Below are 16467 nucleotides of genomic sequence, written 5' to 3'. Positions count from 1 at the left end.
CCAAAGCGGAATGAAACCATGGCCTTGAGGCAGTCTCTTTGCGTGTCCATGTTGGTCGCGACGTCGCCCGCGCTCGCCGCTGACGATTTCATCGAAGGCGTCTACCTCCAGTCCGAGGAGCTTTGCACACAGGCCAGGAAGGCCACGCTGCAGACGCTGATCGACGCCGGCAACATCGTGCTTTCGGCGCATGGCCTGCAAGGTGTCGAATACAATTGCGAGTTCGTACAGATCAGCAAGGCGACAGCCTCGCCAAGCTGGGCGGTGACGGCCATCTGCCAGGAACCGGGCTATGTGTTTCCCGACGTCCTTTCAGTGACCCAGATGAGCTCGACGCAGATCGATCTCGTCTCGGTCCGGCCGGCCGATGACGAAAGCGAGGCGAACGGCAACAGCGGCAGCTACTATCTGTGCGAGGGCGTTGCCCTGCCATAGACAGCATCTAGACGGTGGACCGATGACAGAAGAGCTGGGCCGACGCCTGGTGCTCTCGCACGATGCATGTTGCGCCGCGCGCGCGGCGCCGCTATAGCCCGAACTGGTTTTCCCCGAGGCAAAACATGTCCGTTGACGTCAAGACAGTGAAGCGCGTCGCGCGTCTCGCCCGCATTGCGGTGAGCGAAGAAGATGCCGAACGCATGACCGGCGAGCTGAACGCCATCCTCGGCTTCGTCGAGCAGTTGAACGAGGTCGACGTTTCCGGGGTCGAGCCAATGACCTCGGTGACGCCTATGGACATGAAGAAGCGCCAAGACGTCGTCACCGACGGCAACAAGGCCGCCGATATCGTAGCCAACGCACCGGCGACCGAAGAGAATTTCTTCCTCGTGCCGAAGGTCGTGGAGTAGCGCGCCGATGGCTATCGAGATCGCCGTTGAAACGCCGCTGCAGGACGACGTGCGCGGTCTGGTCAGTGAGCTCAACCAAACGCTGCTCGAACTGACGCCGCCGGAGCACTGCTACCACCTGACGGTTGAGCAGATGGCCGGTGAGGATACGACCGTTTTCATCGCCCGCGACAACGGCCTGGCCATCGGTTGCGGCGCGCTGAAGCGTCATGACGGCGCCATCGGCGAGGTCAAGCGCATGTACACGCGGCCTTCGCACCGCGGACGCAAGATCGGCGCAGGGATCGTCGAGCGGGTCGAGGCGCTGGCGCGCAAGGAGGGGCTGAAACGTCTGGTGCTGGAGACGGGCGATCGTCATCCAGCCGCGTGGACCGTCTACGAACGCGCCGGGTTTTCGCGCTGCGGCCCGGTGCTGGATTATCCCGATTCCGAATGGTCGGTGTTTTACGAAAAGAGCCTTTGATGAGCGACCTGACCCAGCTGACGATTTCGCAGGCCCGCACCAAGTTGCGCGGCAAGGAAATCACCGCGACCGAAATCACCGAGGCCTATCTCGCGGCCATCGATCGCGCGAATCCGGTGCTCAATGCCTATGTGGCGGTGACCGGCGAGAGAGCGCGCGACATGGCGAAGACGTCCGACGCCAAACTGGCGAAGGGCGAGGGCGGCGCGCTGGAAGGCATCCCGCTCGGCATCAAGGACCTGTTCGGCACCGAAGGCGTCCATACCCAGGCCTGCAGCCATGTGCTCGACGGGTTCAAGCCACGCTACGAATCGACCGTCACCACCAATCTGTGGGCCGACGGCGCGGTCATGCTGGGCAAGCTCAACATGGACGAGTTCGCGATGGGCTCGTCCAACGAGACGTCCTACTACGGCCCGGTCATCAACCCCTGGCGGCGTTCGCGCCTCGACACGGTGGTGATGCCGACCACGCATCAGGGCGACGGCGGCTTCGTATCGGCTGGCGGCACCAGGACCGCGCGCAGCCTGGACAATGCGCAACTGGTGCCGGGTGGTTCTTCCGGCGGTTCGGCAACCGCGGTCTCGGCCTTCCTGTGCGCCGGCGCGACGGCGACGGATACTGGCGGCTCGATTCGCCAGCCGGCCGCCTTCACCGGCACCGTCGGCATCAAGCCGACCTATGGCCGCTGCTCGCGCTGGGGCATCGTCGCCTTCGCCTCGTCGCTCGACCAGGCCGGACCGATCGCCCGCGATGTGCGCGATGCCGCGATCCTGTTGAAATCGATGGCCTCCGTCGACCCGAAGGACACGACCTCCGTCGACCGGCCGGTGCCGGACTATGAGGCGGCGATCGGCAAGCCGATCAAGGGCATGAAGGTTGGCATCCCCAAGGAGTACCGCGTCGACGGCATGCCCGAAGAGATCGAGGGGCTGTGGCAGAAGGGCATTGCCTGGCTGAAGGACGCCGGCGCCGAGATCGTCGACATTTCCTTGCCGCACACCAAATACGCGCTGCCTGCCTATTATATCGTGGCGCCAGCCGAGGCGTCGTCCAACCTCGCGCGCTACGACGGCGTCCGCTACGGGTTGCGCGTGCCGGGCAAGGACATCGTCGATATGTATGAGAAGACCCGCGCCGCCGGTTTCGGCCGCGAGGTCAAGCGCCGCATCATGATCGGCACCTATGTGCTGTCGGCCGGCTATTACGACGCCTACTATCTGCAGGCGCAGAAAGTGCGCAATCTGATCAAGCGCGACTTCGAGAATGTCTTCGCCGCCGGCGTCGATGTCATCCTGACCCCGGCTACACCATCCGCCGCCTTCGGCATCGCCGACGAGGACATGGCGGCCGATCCGGTCAAGATGTATCTGAACGACATCTTCACCGTCACGGTGAACATGGCCGGCCTGCCGGGCATCGCCGTGCCGGCGGGGCTCGACGCCAAGGGCCTGCCGCTCGGCCTGCAGCTGATCGGCCGGCCGTTCGATGAGGAAACGCTGTTCCAGACCGCCGCCGTCATCGAGCAGGCGGCCGGCACATTCCAGCCGGAGAAGTGGTGGTAAGGATGTCGCTCGTCCAACGGGGTTGAGCGATGTTCTTCTATCTTTCCAAAGTCTTCTGGTTCTTCATCCAGCCGCTAAATCTGACGATCTTCCTTCTGCTGGCGGGATTGGTTGCCGCAATGACCGGCCGCCGGCGGCTTGCCGTCACCGGCAGCGTGCTGGCGTTTCTGATCCTTGGGCTGTCGGCCTGGACGTCGCTTGGTGCGATGATGCTCAACCCGCTGGAGGAGCGTTTCGCGCGCCCGCCGCTGCCGGAAAAGGTCGACGGCATCGTCGTGCTCGGCGGCGGCTTCGAAGGTGCCATCAACCTGGTGCGCGGCGGCTATGAATTGAACAGCGGTGGCGACCGGATGGTCGAGACCGCGATTCTCGCCCGGCGCTTTCCAACCGCGAGGGTGGTCGTCTCCGGCGGCACTGGCGAACTGTTCCTCGAAGGCGAGGGCGACGCAGCCACGGCACCCCGATTGCTCACTGCGCTTGGTGTGACGGCCGATCGCCTGATCCTCGAGAACAAGTCCCGCAACACCTATGAGAATGCCGTCTTCACCAAGGAGCTGGTAACACCGAAGCCCGGCGAAACCTGGCTGCTGGTGACCTCGGCCTTCCATATGCCGCGCGCCAAGGCGCTGTTCGACAAGGCCGGTTTTGCAACCATTCCCTGGCCGGTGGACTACCGCACCACGGGGCGGGAAGGCATCGGCCTGTTCCGCGACAATCCGGCCGATTCGCTGCAGGTCACCACAATGGCCATCCGTGAATGGATCGGGCTCTTCGCCTACTGGATATCGGGCCGGATCGATCAGCCTTTTCCCGCGCCCGGCGGCTGACCGATCACCGCATGTCTGGCCGCCGAGAAGAACTGGCGCCGCACCAGCACGGCCAGGAGCAACAGCGTCGACAGCACGAACACTGTGGGATCGACGAACCAGCCGAGATAGCCGATCGAGAAGAACACGCCGCGCAGACCGGAATTGAAATGCTTTCCGGCCAGCATGTTCATTTGCGTCGCACGCCAGACCGCTGTTTCGGTGACCGGGTTGCGTGACGCTTCACCATGCAGGATCGGCACGGCGCCGATCAGGATCGTGCAATAGTTGAACAGCCGGTAGGCCCAGCCGAATTTGAAGAACGAAAACGCCAGGATCAGGACCAGTCCGAACACCTTTATCTGAAAGGCCGCGCGCGACGGGGCGTCGCCCAGGGGCAGGTCGCTCAGCACCTCAAGAACCCGGTCGGATGCGCCGAGCAAGGCAAAGCAACCGCCGATCGCGATCAATGAGCTGGAGGCGAAGAAGGCGGTTCCCTGTTGCAACCCGCTCATAATGGCGGTGTCGACGATGCGGATCTCGCGTTCGGCCATGGTGCGCATCCAGGCTTGCCGCTGCGTGTTCATCGCCGTTGTCAGCGACACGCGGCTGACCAGCTTGCCGTCGGAGGCAAGCGTGTGCAGCAGCCACGCGACGAGGAAGAAAGCCAGCGCCGCGAGATCGGCTGTCGAAAGATCGAGGGAATCGCCCATAGTCCGAATTTATCACATTCAGTGCGATCGCTTCGATGCCCGCCAGAGAGCGATCGAACCAATGTCGCTGCCGGAGCAAACAAGGTCGGCAGGCGATGCGCCGCGATTTCCAAAAGAGCGGAAACATCCTGGGAATTCCTATATATAGTCCTTGACGTGACTCTAGGAGACAGCGCCGCGTGTTCCTTTCGGTTTTCGACCTGTTCAAGATCGGCATAGGACCCTCGAGTTCGCACACGATGGGTCCTATGACCGCCGCAGCGCGGTTTCTCGACGAGGTCGCGGGAACTGACTGGCCGCGTCCGGCGGGCGTCAAGGTCGACCGTCTCGCCGCCAGCCTGCATGGCTCGCTCGCCTACACAGGCATCGGCCACGGCAGTGATCGCGCGGTCGTGCTCGGCCTTGCCGGCCTGACGCCGCAGACTGTCGATCCCGATCAGGCTGATGGCATTGCCAGCCGCATCACCGCGGAGAAGCGCATTTCGCCGCCCGGCCATCCCTCCTATCGTTTCGACCCGGCCACCGATCTGGTGCTGGACCGCAAGACGCCGCTCACCGGCCACGCCAACGGGATGGCGTTCTATGCCTATGATGCGGGCGACCGCCTGCTGCTCAAACGCATCTACTATTCGATCGGCGGCGGCTTCGTGGTTTCGGAAGAAGAGCTGCAGCGGATGAAGGCCAAGGGGTCGGTGACGACCGAAGGCAAGAAGGTGCCGTATCCCTTCAAGAATGCGGTCGAGATGCTGGCGATGGCCGGCAAAAGCGGCCTTTCCATCGCCGACATGAAGCGGATCAACGAAGAGACGCAGATGTCGCGCGAAAAGCTCGACGCCGGCCTCGACGGCATCTGGAGCGCTATGAAGGGCTGCATCGACCGTGGCCTGTCGCAGGACGGCATCATGCCGGGCGGACTGAAGGTGCGCCGGCGCGCGCGCATGCTGCATGACAAGCTGCAGGAGCAGTGGCAGCAGAACAGACCCAATCCCTTGCTCGCCAATGACTGGCTGTCGATTTACGCCATGGCGGTCAACGAGGAGAACGCCGCCGGCGGCCGCGTTGTCACTGCGCCGACCAATGGTGCGGCCGGCACCCTGCCGGCGGTGCTGCGCTACTGGCTGCATTTCCATCCCGAGGCCGATCAGCCGAGCATCCGCGACTTCCTGCTGACGGCTGCCGCCGTTGGCGGCATCATCAAGACCAATGCCTCGATCTCCGGCGCAGAGGTCGGCTGCCAGGGCGAGGTCGGGTCGGCATCCGCGATGGCCGCGGCTGGCTTGTGCGCCGTCATGGGCGGCACGCCAGAACAGGTCGAAAATGCCGCCGAGATCGCGCTCGAACATCATCTCGGCATGACCTGCGATCCGGTCGGCGGGTTGGTCCAGGTGCCCTGCATCGAGCGCAATGCGCTGGGCGCGGTCAAGGCGGTGACGGCTGCGTCACTGGCGATCAAGGGCGACGGCATCCATTTCGTGCCGCTCGACGCGGCGATCGAGACGATGCGCCAGACCGGCCTCGACATGAACGAGAAGTACAAGGAAACCAGCCTTGGCGGGCTCGCCGTCAATGTCGTGGAGTGCTGAGAGGCCGTTTGGAAACCCACTCCGGCGGCCATCTGGCGGCGTTTTCTGCGCTTCCAGTGCTCACGGACCCAAATGTCCGCTGCGCTCCGGTTCTCGAAAACACCACCATATGACTAGCCAGAGCGAATTTCGAAACGGCCTCTGGGCACCACAGGCTTGGTGTCTGGGTGCTGGCACTGTGGAGAAGTCGATCAGGCCGTTGACCCATCCGCGCGCCGGACTAAACCTTAGGCGATGTCTCTCAATCTCATAAAACTCTGTGTCGGCTGCGACAGCGTCGAGGATCTCGAAGAGTGGATCGCCTTTCGCCTCGACGAGCGGCGGCGCGCCGGTGAGCCGGTCGAGCAGTATCACACGACGCGAATGGTGCCGACGCGCGGCGCCGAGATCACCGACGGCGGTTCGCTCTACTGGGTGATCAAGGGCAATGTGCAGTGCCGGCAGTTGATCACCGAGATCCGGCCGTTCACCGACAGCGAAGGCATCGGCCGCTGTCATCTCATTCTCGATCCGCAAGTCGTGCGCACCGACTGGCAGCCGCGCCGGGCCTTCCAGGGCTGGCGCTATCTGAAACCGTCGGACGCGCCGGCCGATCTCGGCAAGGGCAAGGTCGGGCTGATCGAGATGCCGCCGAAGCTCAGGCGCGAGCTTGCCGATCTCGGCCTGCTGTAAGCCATCGCACTCTCAAGGGGTTGTCTGCTTCAATTGCGGCTGGTTTGCTGGCCTCAAACTTGCGTCGCACTGGACTTGCAAGCGGCGCGACAACGCCACATCTTGTTTTCATGAGCGACAAAAAGCAGCCCGTGCCCGCAAGGGCCAATCCTGCGCCGGTCAAACCTCAATCCAACGCGGGCGAGATCGAAGCGTTTCTTCGGCAGGCAAGGATGCTGGCTGCGTCGGCGATGGGGTCAGGCAGGCTGATCCTTTCGCTCGACGCGACGATGAGCCGCCAGCCAACCTGGGATCTGGCTTGTGAGTTGCAGGGCCAGATGTTCGATGCCGTCGGCAAGGCCGGAACCCTCAGCGTCCAACTGGTCTATTTTCGCGGCCTGGGCGAGTGCCGTTCGTCCGCATTCGTGGCCGACACCAATGCCTTGAAGCAACTGATGACGCGAATCGAATGCCACAGCGGCAACACCCAGATCGGCAAGGTGCTGGCGCATGCGCTGAAACAGACGGCCACGGCCAAGGTCAATGCGCTGGTCTATATCGGCGATGCGATGGAAGAGAACATCGACGATCTGGCTGAAAAGGCCGGCAGCCTCGGCCTGCATGGCGTTCCTGTCTTCGTCTTCCAGGAGGGGCATGATTCCGACGCAGAAAAGGCGTTTAAGGAAATCGCGCGGTTGTCCAAAGGGGCTTGGTTCCGATTTGATCGGCGGGCTGCCGCGACCCTGGCAGGACTGCTCTCGGCGGTCGCGGTGTTTGCAACCGGTGGGTTGAAGGCGCTGGAAGCCAGGGGCAGGCCGGAAGACCGGCTTATGATTGAGCATCTACGGGGCGGCGGGAACTGATGGGCGCAATCATCGCATTGGTGGCACTGCTTTTGGTGCTTCTCGGCGTGGCCACGATCTTCCTTCGCGCCGACCCGGCAAAATTGGCCAGCGGCATGAAAACACTAGGGCCGGTCCTCCTAGGGCTGGTCGGCATCGCTATGGTTGCGGTCGGGCGCGAAGGCATCGGCGGCATAATTCTGTCGGCGGCAATCGCCTGGTACGGTTCCATGCGGATGAAGCAGCCGACGGCAAAGCTCGCACCGGGCAAGCGTTCGACGGTGCGCACCGCAGCACTCGAAATGGAGCTTGATCACGATACCGGTGGCCTCGAAGGACTGGTCCTGGCTGGCCGCCACGAGGGCAAGATGCTTGGCGCGATGGGGCTGGCAGAGCTGCAGCATCTCTACCGCGAACTCTCCGGCGATCCGGAGAGCCGGCAACTGCTAGAGACGTATCTTGACGGCAGATTTCCCGTCTGGCGCAAAAACGCTGAGACGGACGGTGGCGAAGGGCTGGGTGTTGCGCCAGGTTCGGGCGCCATGACTAAGGAGGAGGCCTACAAGGTCCTTGGTCTTGAAGCGGGGGCCGCCGCGGCGGATGTCCGCAAGGCGCACCGCCGCCTGATGCAGCGCCTGCACCCCGATATCGGCGGCACGTCTTTCCTGGCGGCGCGGATCAATGAAGCCAAGGACGTCTTGCTCTCCAATCACAATTAGTTCTCCTTCGACGCAGAATTTTTCCGGGAGATTGTTTCCACGCCGTCCTACTGCTGGACGGCGTAGCACTCGATGTTCTTCTTCTTCAAAGCGGTGCAGGCCTTCCAGGCGGCGGTCTTGGAACCAAAGCCGCCGAAGCGGGCGCGGTAATAGGTGACGCCGTCCTTGTCGAAGGCGACGGTGAAGCCGGAAGCGTCGGCCAGCGCCTTGGGTGCCTGCTTGCTGGTCTTGTCGAGGAAGGCCTGGGCTTCGGACTGCTTGGGCGACGAGGCAACCTGGATTGCCCAGCCCGAGGGCACCGACGCGGTGTTGACCGGGTCGACAGTGGGCGCCGGCGTCGGCGCCGGTGTTGGTTCGGCATAGGCCGCCACGACCTGAGCCGTGGCCACCTGCGGCGCGGATACGATGACAGTCTTGACCTTTTTCGCCTTGACGACAGGGGCAGCGTCTTCGGCAGCCTCTTCGCTCGACTCGCTCTGCGCGGTGCTGTCCTCCGCTACAGTGGCGTTCTCGGCAACGGTCGCATCGTCCTGGGTCGCGTCATCTTGCGCCACCACCGGCTTGTCGTCCGGCGTTGGCGCGTCGTGCTTGGGCAGCAGCACCTTGGCAAGGGCAGTGATCGGGTTGCTGCCGCTGGCCTTGGCGACCAGATCGCCGCCACCACGGGTCGATGCGCGCGGCATATAGGTGTTGATCAACGCAGCCATCTGGTTGTCGCGGCTGCCGCCCGACGTGCCACCCATGACGACGCCGACGATGCGGCGATTGCCGTCGGAAACCGACGAGACGAGGTTGAAGCCGGAGGCGCGGGTGTAACCGGTCTTGATCCCGTCGACGCCTTTGATGCGCCCAAGCAGGCGGTTGTGACCATTGATGCGCTGGCGCCCATAGAGAAAGGAACGCTGCGAGAAATAGCCGTAATACTGGGGGAAATGCTCCCGCAGCGCGATGCCGAGCGTCGCCATGTCGCGCGCGGTGGTGAATTGGCCGGGATTGGGCAGGCCGTTGGCGTTGCGAAACACGGTGCCGTTCATGCCCAGCGCACGCGCCTTGGCGGTCATCATGCGGGCGAAATTGGTTTCGTTGCCGCCGAGCATTTCGCCGAGCGCGGTCGCCGAGTCGTTCGCCGATTTGGTGACCATCGACAGGATCGCGGTCTCGACCGTGACCGAGCCGCCCGGCTTCACGCCAAGCTTCGTCGGCGGCTCGGCGGCGGCGTTGGCCGAAAACACGACTTGCGAGTTCCGGCTGATCTTGCCTTTCGCCAGCGCCTCGAAGGTCAGATAGAGCGTCATCATCTTGGTGAGCGAGGCCGGATAGCGCCTGCCATCGGCATCCGCCGAATAAAGCACCTTGCCGGTCTTGGCGTCGATGACGATTGCCGCGGACCTCGCCGCCAGCGACGAGGCAACGTCGCCGCAGACGACTGTCATCGCCAAGGCGAAGATCATCATCGTTTTGAGAGGGGAGGTGGATTTGGAAACGATGCCCAACAACGCCTGACGCACTTGTATTTCCCTTGGATTCTTCGTTGCGCTGGAGGCGGCAAAGGGTCCTGCCTCACTTCCAGCCAAAGCTACCGGGGCAGCGTTACCAATCCGTTTATGGTAACCGCCGCGTTCACCATTTTCTTCGGGCTTGAAGCTCTCTTTATTCGATTTTTAGCCATTGACTGCGCAGGCGGTGTCTGGACGCCGGCGAAATGTTGACTTTTGTGCGACGCACAATATATTAGCGTGCATTGCACAAGAGCGCCCCGAAGAAGGACGCTTCAACCCAAGGGAATGCGTGAAATGACCCAGACCTATGAGGACTTCAGCAAATACGGCAAAGAGTTTGCCGATACCGGATTGAAGAGCTTCGCTTCGCTCTCCAAGGGCGCGCAGGCGATCGCCACCGAAGCTGGCGAATACACCAAGAAGAGCTTCGAAGCAGGCAGCGCCGCCGTCGAGAAGATGTTTTCGGCCAAGTCGCTGGAAACGGCGATCGAGATCCAGTCCGATTATGCCAAGCAATCGTATGAGGCGTTCGTAGCCGAGGCCACCAAGATTGGCGACCTCTATGCCGAACTCGCCAAGGAAGCCTACAAGCCGTTCGAATCGATCGTTGCCAAGGCAAAGTAATTTCGCCTGACGTGAGCAAGATCCGGCCCTTTGGGTGCGGGACAAAACCCGGTCGCGGAAGCGTCGCCGGGTTTTTTCATGTCAATTTCCGCTCCAAGGCCTCGCGCCCCTTCACGATTGCGAAAATCGGCCAAGTTTGGTCACCTAGCCATATTGTCAGCTAAACAGAAGGGCTTAAAATCGTCCATCGAACACCTACATGTCGAACTCGCATGGGGATTCGAAGAGGCAGGAATACGTGACGATCGATTTGACTGCCACGAGACGCGTGGCGCGGATGCAAAACGGCGGCGGCGACGGCAATGAGGCCGGCCGCGGGACGGCCGTTATCACGCGCACCAAAACCAAGACCAAGAAGCCCAGCCTTTACCGGGTCCTCATCCTCAACGACGACTACACGCCCATGGAGTTCGTGGTTCACGTGCTGGAGCGTTTTTTCCAGAAGGACCGCGAAGCCGCCACACGCATCATGCTTCATGTTCACAATCATGGAGTGGGCGAGTGCGGGGTCTATACATTCGAGGTGGCCGAGACCAAAGTGTCTCAGGTCATGGATTTCGCCCGACAGAATCAGCATCCGCTGCAATGCGTGATGGAGAAGAAGTGAGGTAACATGCCGGCTTTCTCCCAAGGCCTGGAAAAGGCGCTTCACCAGGCGCTGACGCTCGCTAATGAGCGGCACCATGAATATGCAACTCTTGAACATCTGCTGCTCGCGCTCATCGACGACACCGAGGCGGCGGCCGTCATGCGCGCCTGCAATGTCGATCTCGACGAGTTGAAGCACACGGTTCTCACCTATATCGACACCGAGCTCGACAATCTGGTCACCGGCTACGACGAGGATTCCAAGCCGACCGCCGGTTTCCAGCGCGTCATCCAGCGCGCGGTCATCCACGTGCAGTCGTCGGGCCGCGAGGAAGTGTCGGGCGCCAACGTGCTCGTCGCCATCTTCGCCGAGCGCGAGAGCCATGCCGCTTATTTCCTGCAGGAACAGCAGATGACCCGCTACGATGCGGTCAACTACATCTCGCACGGCATTGCCAAGCGTCCGGGCGCTTCGGAAACGCGTTCGCCGCGCGGCGCCGATGACGAGCAGGGCGGCCAGAACGGCGCCGAGCCGCAAGAGGAAGGCGGCAAGAAGAAGCAGCAGCAGGACGCGCTGACCGCTTATTGCGTCAACCTCAACAACAAGGCCAAGGCCGGCAAGATCGATCCGCTGATCGGCCGCGAGTCCGAGATCAACCGCACCATCCAGGTGCTGTGCCGCCGCTCCAAGAACAATCCGCTCTATGTCGGTGATCCCGGCGTCGGCAAGACGGCGATCGCCGAAGGCCTCGCCAAGCGCATCGTCGAGGGCGACGTTCCCGAAGTGCTGCACAATGCCACCATCTTCGCGCTCGACATGGGCACGCTGCTCGCCGGCACGCGCTATCGCGGCGATTTCGAGGAGCGGCTGAAGCAGGTCGTCAAGGAACTCGAGGACTATCCAGGCGCGGTGCTGTTCATCGACGAGATCCACACGGTCATCGGGGCAGGGGCAACATCAGGCGGCGCCATGGACGCGTCGAACCTGTTGAAGCCGGCCTTGTCGTCGGGTGCGATCCGCTGCATCGGCTCGACCACCTACAAGGAATTCCGCCAGTTCTTCGAGAAGGACCGTGCCCTGGTGCGGCGCTTCCAGAAGATCGACGTCAACGAGCCGACTATCGAGGACGCCATCGAGATCATGAAGGGCCTCAAGCCCTATTATGAGGAGTTCCACAAGGTGAAGTTCACCAACGAGGCGATCAAGGCCTCGGTGGAGCTGTCGGCGCGCTACATCAACGACCGCAAGCTGCCGGACAAGGCGATCGACGTGATCGACGAGACCGGCGCCTCGCAGATGCTGGTGCCGGAAGCCAAGCGCAAGAAGACGATCGGCATCAAGGAGATCGAAGCGACGATCGCCACCATGGCCCGCATCCCGCCGAAGACGGTTTCGGCCGACGACGAGAAGGTGCTGCAGGGTCTCGATATCGAGTTGAAGCGCGTCGTCTATGGCCAGGATACCGCGATCACCGCGCTGACCTCGGCGATCAAGCTGGCGCGTGCCGGCCTGCGCGAACCGGAGAAACCGATCGGCTCCTACCTGTTCTCCGGCCCGACCGGCGTCGGCAAGACCGAAGTGGCCAAGCAATTGGCTGCATCGCTCGGCGTCGAGCTGATCCGCTTCGACATGTCGGAATATATGGAACGCCACACGGTCTCGCGGCTGATCGGCGCGCCTCCCGGCTATGTCGGCTTCGACCAGGGCGGTCTGTTGACCGACGGCGTCGACCAGCATCCGCACTGCGTGCTGTTGCTGGACGAAGTCGAGAAGGCGCATCCGGACCTGTTCAACATCCTGTTGCAGGTGATGGACCACGGCAAGCTGACCGACCACAACGGCAAGCAGATCGACTTCCGCAATGTGATCCTGATCATGACCACCAATGCGGGCGCGTCGGATGCGCAGCGTGCGGCGATCGGCTTCGGTTCGACCAAGCGCGAAGGCGACGATGTCGAGGCGATCAACCGGCTGTTCACGCCGGAATTCCGCAACCGTCTCGATGCGATCATCCCGTTCGGCTCGCTGCCGGTGCCGGTCATCCATCAGGTGGTGCAGAAGTTCGTAATGCAGCTCGAGGCCCAGCTTTCCGAGCGCGGCGTCACCTTCGATCTGTCGCCCGATGCCATCGCCTGGCTCGCCGACAAGGGTTATGACGAGCGCATGGGCGCGCGGCCGCTCGGCCGTGTGATCCAGGAGCACATCAAGAAGCCGTTGGCCGACGAGGTGCTGTTCGGCAAGCTCAAGAAGGGCGGCACGGTGCGTGTCACCGTCGAGAAGAAGGAAACCGGCGAGACCGGCCTGAAGCTCGAATCGCTCGCCGACGAGGCGCCGGTGAAGCCGAAGAAGGAAGAGCCGGAAGAAACGCCGAAGCCCACAAAGGCCGTCGCGAAAAAGCCCGCGGCCAAGAAGCTGGTGGCGCCGAAGCCCGAAGCCAAGGGTAAGGATGGCGGCAAGCGCAGCCTCGTGCCGCAATTGCCCAGAAAGAACTGACCCTGACAAAAGTCGAAAAAGCCCCGGAGACGGGGCTTTTTTCATAGGGGCAATGAGCGCTGGCCGGGGCAGATCGTCATCCTGAACTGGTGGGCCGCGATCGGGAAATCAAGCATCGTCCAGGCCGTCGCAAGGCGATGTGCGGCGTCAGCTTCGCAGCGCCGCTCGTATCTTTTCGGCGCTCTCGATCAGCACTTCCGGCTTCTCCATCCCGCCCGTGTGCGGCTTCAGGGGAATGCCGTCAAAGCGTGGTATGACATGCACATGCAGATGATAGACGGTCTGCCCCGAGGCTGGCTCGTTGAACTGCATGACGGTGACGCCGTCGGCGCCAAACCCTCGTTTGACGGCCCGCGCCACTTTCTGGACGACCGTGAAAAGCGGTCCGAACGTTGACGGATCGGCGTCGAGCAGGTTGCGCGACGGCGCCTTCGGCACCACCAGCGTATGGCCCGGCCCCTGCGGCATCACATCCATGAAGGCGACGACCGCTTCGTCCTCGTAGACGCGGTGCGAGGGAATTTCACCGCGCAGGATCTTTGCGAAGATGTTGTCGGTGTCATAGGCGGCCTCAGCCATGGCGAACGCTCCGGATTGTGCCTTTCGTGTAGCGAAGCCGTCGAAAGTCGGCAAGACGATCGGGTAAAGTCGCCCCGCCGATCGGGGCAGACCGGTCGCTACTCCTCGAGATCCCTGCGGAATGGAGTGTGCTCTTCCAGATATTCGCTCATCCGCTCCACCTCGTGCCGTTCGCGCCTGAGATAGTCGGCAACGGCGTTGCGCAGGCCGGGGTGCGCGATGTAGTGCGCGGAATGCATGGTCACCGGGCGATAGCCGCGCGCCAGCTTGTGCTCTCCTTGAGCGCCGGCCTCGACAACCCTGAGCTTGCGCTCGATGGCGAAGTCGATCGCCTGATGGTAGCAGACCTCGAAATGCAGGAAGGGATGGTCCTCGATGCAGCCCCAGTTGCGGCCGTAGAGTGCGTCGGAGCCGATGAAATTGATGGCGCCGGCAATGTAGCGCCCGTTGCGCTTGGCCATAACCAGCAGGATGTCGTCGGCCATGCGTTCGCCGATCAGCGAGAAGAACTGGCGGCTGAGATAAGGCCGGCCCCATTTGCGACTGCCGGTGTCCATGTAGAAGGCGAAGAAGTCGTCCCAGGCCTTTTCGGTGAGATCCTTACCGGTCAGCCATTCGATCGAGATGCCGTTGGCCAGCGCCTCGCGCCTCTCCTTCTTCATCGCCTTGCGCTTGCGCGAGGCAAGGGTGGCGAGGAAGTCGTCATAGGTTGAAAAGCCTTCGTTGAAGAAATGGAACTGCTGGTCGGTGCGATGCAGGAACCCTGCCGCTTCCAGCACCTCGACGTCGCTTTCCTGGGCGAAGGTCACATGCGCTGAAGAGACGCCGAGTTTTTGCGTGACCGCCTTCAGGCCTGCTGCCAGTCCCGCTTTGACGGCGCCGACATCCTCGCCCTTGGTGACCAGCAGGCGAGGGCCGGTGACCGGTGTGAACGGCACCGCGCATTGCAGTTTTGGATAGTAGCGGCCGCCGGCGCGTTCGAAGGCATCCGACCAGCCATGATCGAACACATATTCGCCCTGGCTGTGCGATTTGAGATAGCACGGGACCGCCCCGAGCAGCTTGCCCTGCGCGGTCTCCAATCGCAAATGATGACCTTGCCACCCTGTGCGCCGCACGGCGCAGCCTGAGTCTTCAAGTGCACTCAGAAAAGCGAATGAAACGAGCGGGTTGTAGCCGTTTTCTGCGTTGCCTCGCGTGGCTCCGCTGAGGCTGTTCCACTCGTCCGGGGTGAAAGCGCCGATGCCAGCGGCGATGCGGATCAAATAGTCCGCATTCGCCATCTGGTCATCGCCATCGTCGCCTTGATCCATGGGGCTTATTTAAGCTCCGTCCGGCCGGGTACAAGTCACGTTTCAGACACCGACTTCAGGCGACTTTGATCAGGTCGGGTTCGAACCCCTCGAACGTCATCTGGTCGGCATATCTATAGGTCAGGTCGACCGCCGGCTGGTCATGCACCGTCCAGGTGATGACCGGCATTTTCAGTTTTTCACGGACGAAGCTGACGAACCGGTTGGGCAGGTCGCCGGCGGCATAGGAGGTGAAGGCGATCTCATGCGCCAGCATGGCGAAATGCGCCTCGATCAGCTTGACGTCCTTGCCGTAGGCGGTCAGTCCGGCCGGAATGCCCGGCGCGTGTTTCGGAAAATCGCGGATCAGCCAGTGGTCGAACGACATGATGGCCGACTTGCCTTTGTAGCGCTTGAGCATCTTGCCGACGATCGCCACGAGACCCTCGTCGCGGCCCGGGATGCCTTTCAGCTCAACGACCATCGGCACCCGGCCATCGACCAGGTCGAGCGCTTCCTGCAGCGTCGGTAGATGATCCGATGTGCCGCCGACCTTGAGCGCCGTGAGCTCCGCCGCGGTACGCTGCCAGACGAAACCGTCCTGACCGGTCAGCCTCTGCAGATCGTCGTCATGAATGATGACGGGAACGCCGTCCAGCGACAGGTGCACGTCGCATTCGATGGCGTAGCCGCGCTCGGCCGCCGCGGCGAAGGCGGAAAGCGTGTTTTCCCAGCGCGTCTTGTTCATGTCGTGGAAACCGCGATGGGCGACAGGCCGGGCGGTCAGCCAGGATAGGTCGGTCATGGTCGTCTCCTGGCTCACTCGACTTCGAAGACCGCTTCGATTTCCACTGCGGCATTAAGTGGCAGCGAGGCGGTGCCGACAGCGGAGCGGGCATGCTTGCCGCGCTCGCCAAGTGCCGCAACAAGGAAATCGGAGGCACCGTTGGCAACCAGATGCTGTTCGACAAAATCAGGCGTCGATGCGACGAAAACGGTGATCTTCACCAGGCGACGGATTTTCTCGAGGTCGCCGAGTGCGGCCTTGGCCTGCGCCAGGATATTGATCGCGCAGTATTTTGCCGCGTCCTTGCCGGCCGCGGTGTCGACGTCGCGACCGAGCAGGCCGCTCGCCTGCAGCTTGCCGTCCTTGAGAGGCAACTGCCCGGCGGTGAACAAGAGGTTGCCGGTCCTGCAATAG

At 62.6% G+C, this 16467-nt stretch carries 18 protein-coding genes; 12 read left to right on the top strand and 6 right to left on the bottom strand.

The window, feature by feature from the left end; translation table 11 throughout:
* The first annotated feature begins 18 nt into the window (after positions 1-18).
* From CGZ66_RS38035 to CGZ66_RS38015, 5 genes are all read left to right on the top strand, one after another.
* Positions 19-435: a hypothetical protein gene (locus CGZ66_RS38035; RefSeq protein WP_095091834.1), complete on the top strand. Its 417-nt coding sequence runs from the start codon at positions 19-21 to the stop codon at positions 433-435.
* 125 nt (positions 436-560) lie between these two features.
* Complete coding sequence (gatC, locus tag CGZ66_RS38030) at positions 561-848, top strand: Asp-tRNA(Asn)/Glu-tRNA(Gln) amidotransferase subunit GatC (protein WP_095091833.1); 288 nt, start codon at positions 561-563, stop codon at positions 846-848.
* Between the two features lie 7 nt (positions 849-855).
* The gene (locus CGZ66_RS38025; RefSeq protein ID WP_095091832.1) at positions 856-1311 is read left to right on the top strand and encodes a GNAT family N-acetyltransferase; all 456 of its coding nucleotides are present in this window, start codon (positions 856-858) and stop codon (positions 1309-1311) included.
* Positions 1311-2876 (top strand): amidase, encoded by a 1566-nt coding sequence (locus tag CGZ66_RS38020; protein ID WP_095091831.1) that lies wholly within the window; start codon positions 1311-1313, stop codon positions 2874-2876. Before CGZ66_RS38025 ends, CGZ66_RS38020 begins: the two co-directional genes overlap by 1 nt.
* Before the next feature lie 29 nt (positions 2877-2905).
* Positions 2906-3703, top strand: coding sequence for a YdcF family protein (locus CGZ66_RS38015; RefSeq protein ID WP_095091830.1), 798 nt, complete (start codon positions 2906-2908; stop codon positions 3701-3703).
* Here CGZ66_RS38015 and CGZ66_RS38010 read toward each other — a convergent pair.
* A complete protein-coding gene (locus tag CGZ66_RS38010) occupies positions 3676-4395 on the bottom strand; it encodes a DUF599 domain-containing protein (RefSeq protein WP_095091829.1) in 720 nt (239 codons plus the stop codon). The genes CGZ66_RS38015 and CGZ66_RS38010 overlap by 28 nt on opposite strands.
* 179 nt (positions 4396-4574) lie before the next feature.
* Here CGZ66_RS38010 and CGZ66_RS38005 point away from each other — a divergent pair, with 179 nt between their 5' ends.
* The 4 genes from CGZ66_RS38005 to CGZ66_RS37990 all read left to right on the top strand — a co-directional run bounded on the left by CGZ66_RS38005 (position 4575) and on the right by CGZ66_RS37990 (position 8190).
* Positions 4575-5978 (top strand): L-serine ammonia-lyase, encoded by a 1404-nt coding sequence (locus CGZ66_RS38005; protein ID WP_095091828.1) that lies wholly within the window; start codon positions 4575-4577, stop codon positions 5976-5978.
* A gap of 234 nt (positions 5979-6212) precedes the next feature.
* The gene (locus CGZ66_RS38000) at positions 6213-6650 is read left to right on the top strand and encodes a DUF1489 family protein (protein ID WP_095091827.1); all 438 of its coding nucleotides are present in this window, start codon (positions 6213-6215) and stop codon (positions 6648-6650) included.
* Positions 6651-6760: 110 nt separating this feature from the next.
* Positions 6761-7492: a vWA domain-containing protein gene (locus tag CGZ66_RS37995; protein ID WP_095091826.1), complete on the top strand. Its 732-nt coding sequence runs from the start codon at positions 6761-6763 to the stop codon at positions 7490-7492.
* Positions 7492-8190, top strand: a complete 699-nt coding sequence (locus tag CGZ66_RS37990) for a DnaJ domain-containing protein (RefSeq protein WP_095091825.1) — start codon at positions 7492-7494, stop codon at positions 8188-8190. Before CGZ66_RS37995 ends, CGZ66_RS37990 begins: the two co-directional genes overlap by 1 nt.
* A gap of 47 nt (positions 8191-8237) precedes the next feature.
* Here the strand turns inward: CGZ66_RS37990 and CGZ66_RS37985 are convergent, their stop codons facing one another.
* A complete protein-coding gene (locus tag CGZ66_RS37985) occupies positions 8238-9698 on the bottom strand; it encodes a D-alanyl-D-alanine carboxypeptidase (protein ID WP_095091824.1) in 1461 nt (486 codons plus the stop codon).
* Positions 9699-9983: 285 nt separating this feature from the next.
* Between CGZ66_RS37985 and CGZ66_RS37980 the strand changes: the two genes are divergently transcribed.
* From CGZ66_RS37980 to clpA, 3 genes are all read left to right on the top strand, one after another.
* The gene (locus tag CGZ66_RS37980) at positions 9984-10313 is read left to right on the top strand and encodes a phasin family protein (protein ID WP_095091823.1); all 330 of its coding nucleotides are present in this window, start codon (positions 9984-9986) and stop codon (positions 10311-10313) included.
* 277 nt (positions 10314-10590) lie between these two features.
* Positions 10591-10920: an ATP-dependent Clp protease adapter ClpS gene (gene clpS / locus CGZ66_RS37975; protein WP_010909565.1), complete on the top strand. Its 330-nt coding sequence runs from the start codon at positions 10591-10593 to the stop codon at positions 10918-10920.
* 6 nt (positions 10921-10926) lie between these two features.
* Complete coding sequence (gene clpA / locus CGZ66_RS37970) at positions 10927-13395, top strand: ATP-dependent Clp protease ATP-binding subunit ClpA (protein ID WP_095091822.1); 2469 nt, start codon at positions 10927-10929, stop codon at positions 13393-13395.
* 147 nt (positions 13396-13542) lie between these two features.
* Here clpA and CGZ66_RS37965 read toward each other — a convergent pair whose 3' ends face one another.
* From CGZ66_RS37965 to CGZ66_RS37950, 4 genes are all read right to left on the bottom strand, one after another.
* Positions 13543-13974, bottom strand: a complete 432-nt coding sequence (locus CGZ66_RS37965; RefSeq protein ID WP_095091821.1) for an HIT family protein — start codon at positions 13972-13974, stop codon at positions 13543-13545.
* 98 nt (positions 13975-14072) lie between these two features.
* Positions 14073-15287 carry a GNAT family N-acetyltransferase gene (locus tag CGZ66_RS37960; protein WP_095091820.1) on the bottom strand — a complete coding sequence of 405 codons (1215 nt, stop codon included), beginning with the start codon at positions 15285-15287 and terminating at the stop codon, positions 14073-14075.
* Between the two features lie 55 nt (positions 15288-15342).
* Positions 15343-16071, bottom strand: coding sequence for a glycerophosphodiester phosphodiesterase (locus CGZ66_RS37955; protein WP_095091845.1), 729 nt, complete (start codon positions 16069-16071; stop codon positions 15343-15345).
* 14 nt (positions 16072-16085) lie between these two features.
* On the bottom strand, positions 16086-16467 hold a 382-nt coding region (locus CGZ66_RS37950; RefSeq protein ID WP_095091819.1), incomplete at its 5' end, for a RidA family protein.

This window comes from Mesorhizobium sophorae, assembly GCF_002270415.1.
Classification (GTDB): Bacteria; Pseudomonadota; Alphaproteobacteria; order Rhizobiales; family Rhizobiaceae; genus Mesorhizobium; species Mesorhizobium sophorae.
Note: the sequence above shows the minus strand (reverse complement) of the source record. Positions and strands in the feature narration are given on the sequence as shown.

Bases quoted from the DNA above. Each gene is read 5' to 3' on its own strand.
- CGZ66_RS38035 (WP_095091834.1), top strand. From the start codon at position 19: ATGGCCTTGAGGCAGTCTCTTTGCGTGTCCATGTTGGTCGCGACGTCG.
- gatC (WP_095091833.1), top strand. From the start codon at position 561: ATGTCCGTTGACGTCAAGACAGTGAAGCGCGTCGCGCGTCTCGCCCGC.
- CGZ66_RS38025 (WP_095091832.1), top strand. From the start codon at position 856: ATGGCTATCGAGATCGCCGTTGAAACGCCGCTGCAGGACGACGTGCGC.
- CGZ66_RS38020 (WP_095091831.1), top strand. From the start codon at position 1,311: ATGAGCGACCTGACCCAGCTGACGATTTCGCAGGCCCGCACCAAGTTG.
- CGZ66_RS38015 (WP_095091830.1), top strand. From the start codon at position 2,906: ATGTTCTTCTATCTTTCCAAAGTCTTCTGGTTCTTCATCCAGCCGCTA.
- CGZ66_RS38010 (WP_095091829.1), bottom strand. From the start codon at position 4,395: ATGGGCGATTCCCTCGATCTTTCGACAGCCGATCTCGCGGCGCTGGCT.
- CGZ66_RS38000 (WP_095091827.1), top strand. From the start codon at position 6,213: ATGTCTCTCAATCTCATAAAACTCTGTGTCGGCTGCGACAGCGTCGAG.
- CGZ66_RS37995 (WP_095091826.1), top strand. From the start codon at position 6,761: ATGAGCGACAAAAAGCAGCCCGTGCCCGCAAGGGCCAATCCTGCGCCG.
- CGZ66_RS37990 (WP_095091825.1), top strand. From the start codon at position 7,492: ATGGGCGCAATCATCGCATTGGTGGCACTGCTTTTGGTGCTTCTCGGC.
- CGZ66_RS37980 (WP_095091823.1), top strand. From the start codon at position 9,984: ATGACCCAGACCTATGAGGACTTCAGCAAATACGGCAAAGAGTTTGCC.
- clpS (WP_010909565.1), top strand. From the start codon at position 10,591: ATGCAAAACGGCGGCGGCGACGGCAATGAGGCCGGCCGCGGGACGGCC.
- clpA (WP_095091822.1), top strand. From the start codon at position 10,927: ATGCCGGCTTTCTCCCAAGGCCTGGAAAAGGCGCTTCACCAGGCGCTG.
- CGZ66_RS37965 (WP_095091821.1), bottom strand. From the start codon at position 13,974: ATGGCTGAGGCCGCCTATGACACCGACAACATCTTCGCAAAGATCCTG.
- CGZ66_RS37960 (WP_095091820.1), bottom strand. From the start codon at position 15,287: ATGGATCAAGGCGACGATGGCGATGACCAGATGGCGAATGCGGACTAT.
- CGZ66_RS37955 (WP_095091845.1), bottom strand. From the start codon at position 16,071: ATGACCGACCTATCCTGGCTGACCGCCCGGCCTGTCGCCCATCGCGGT.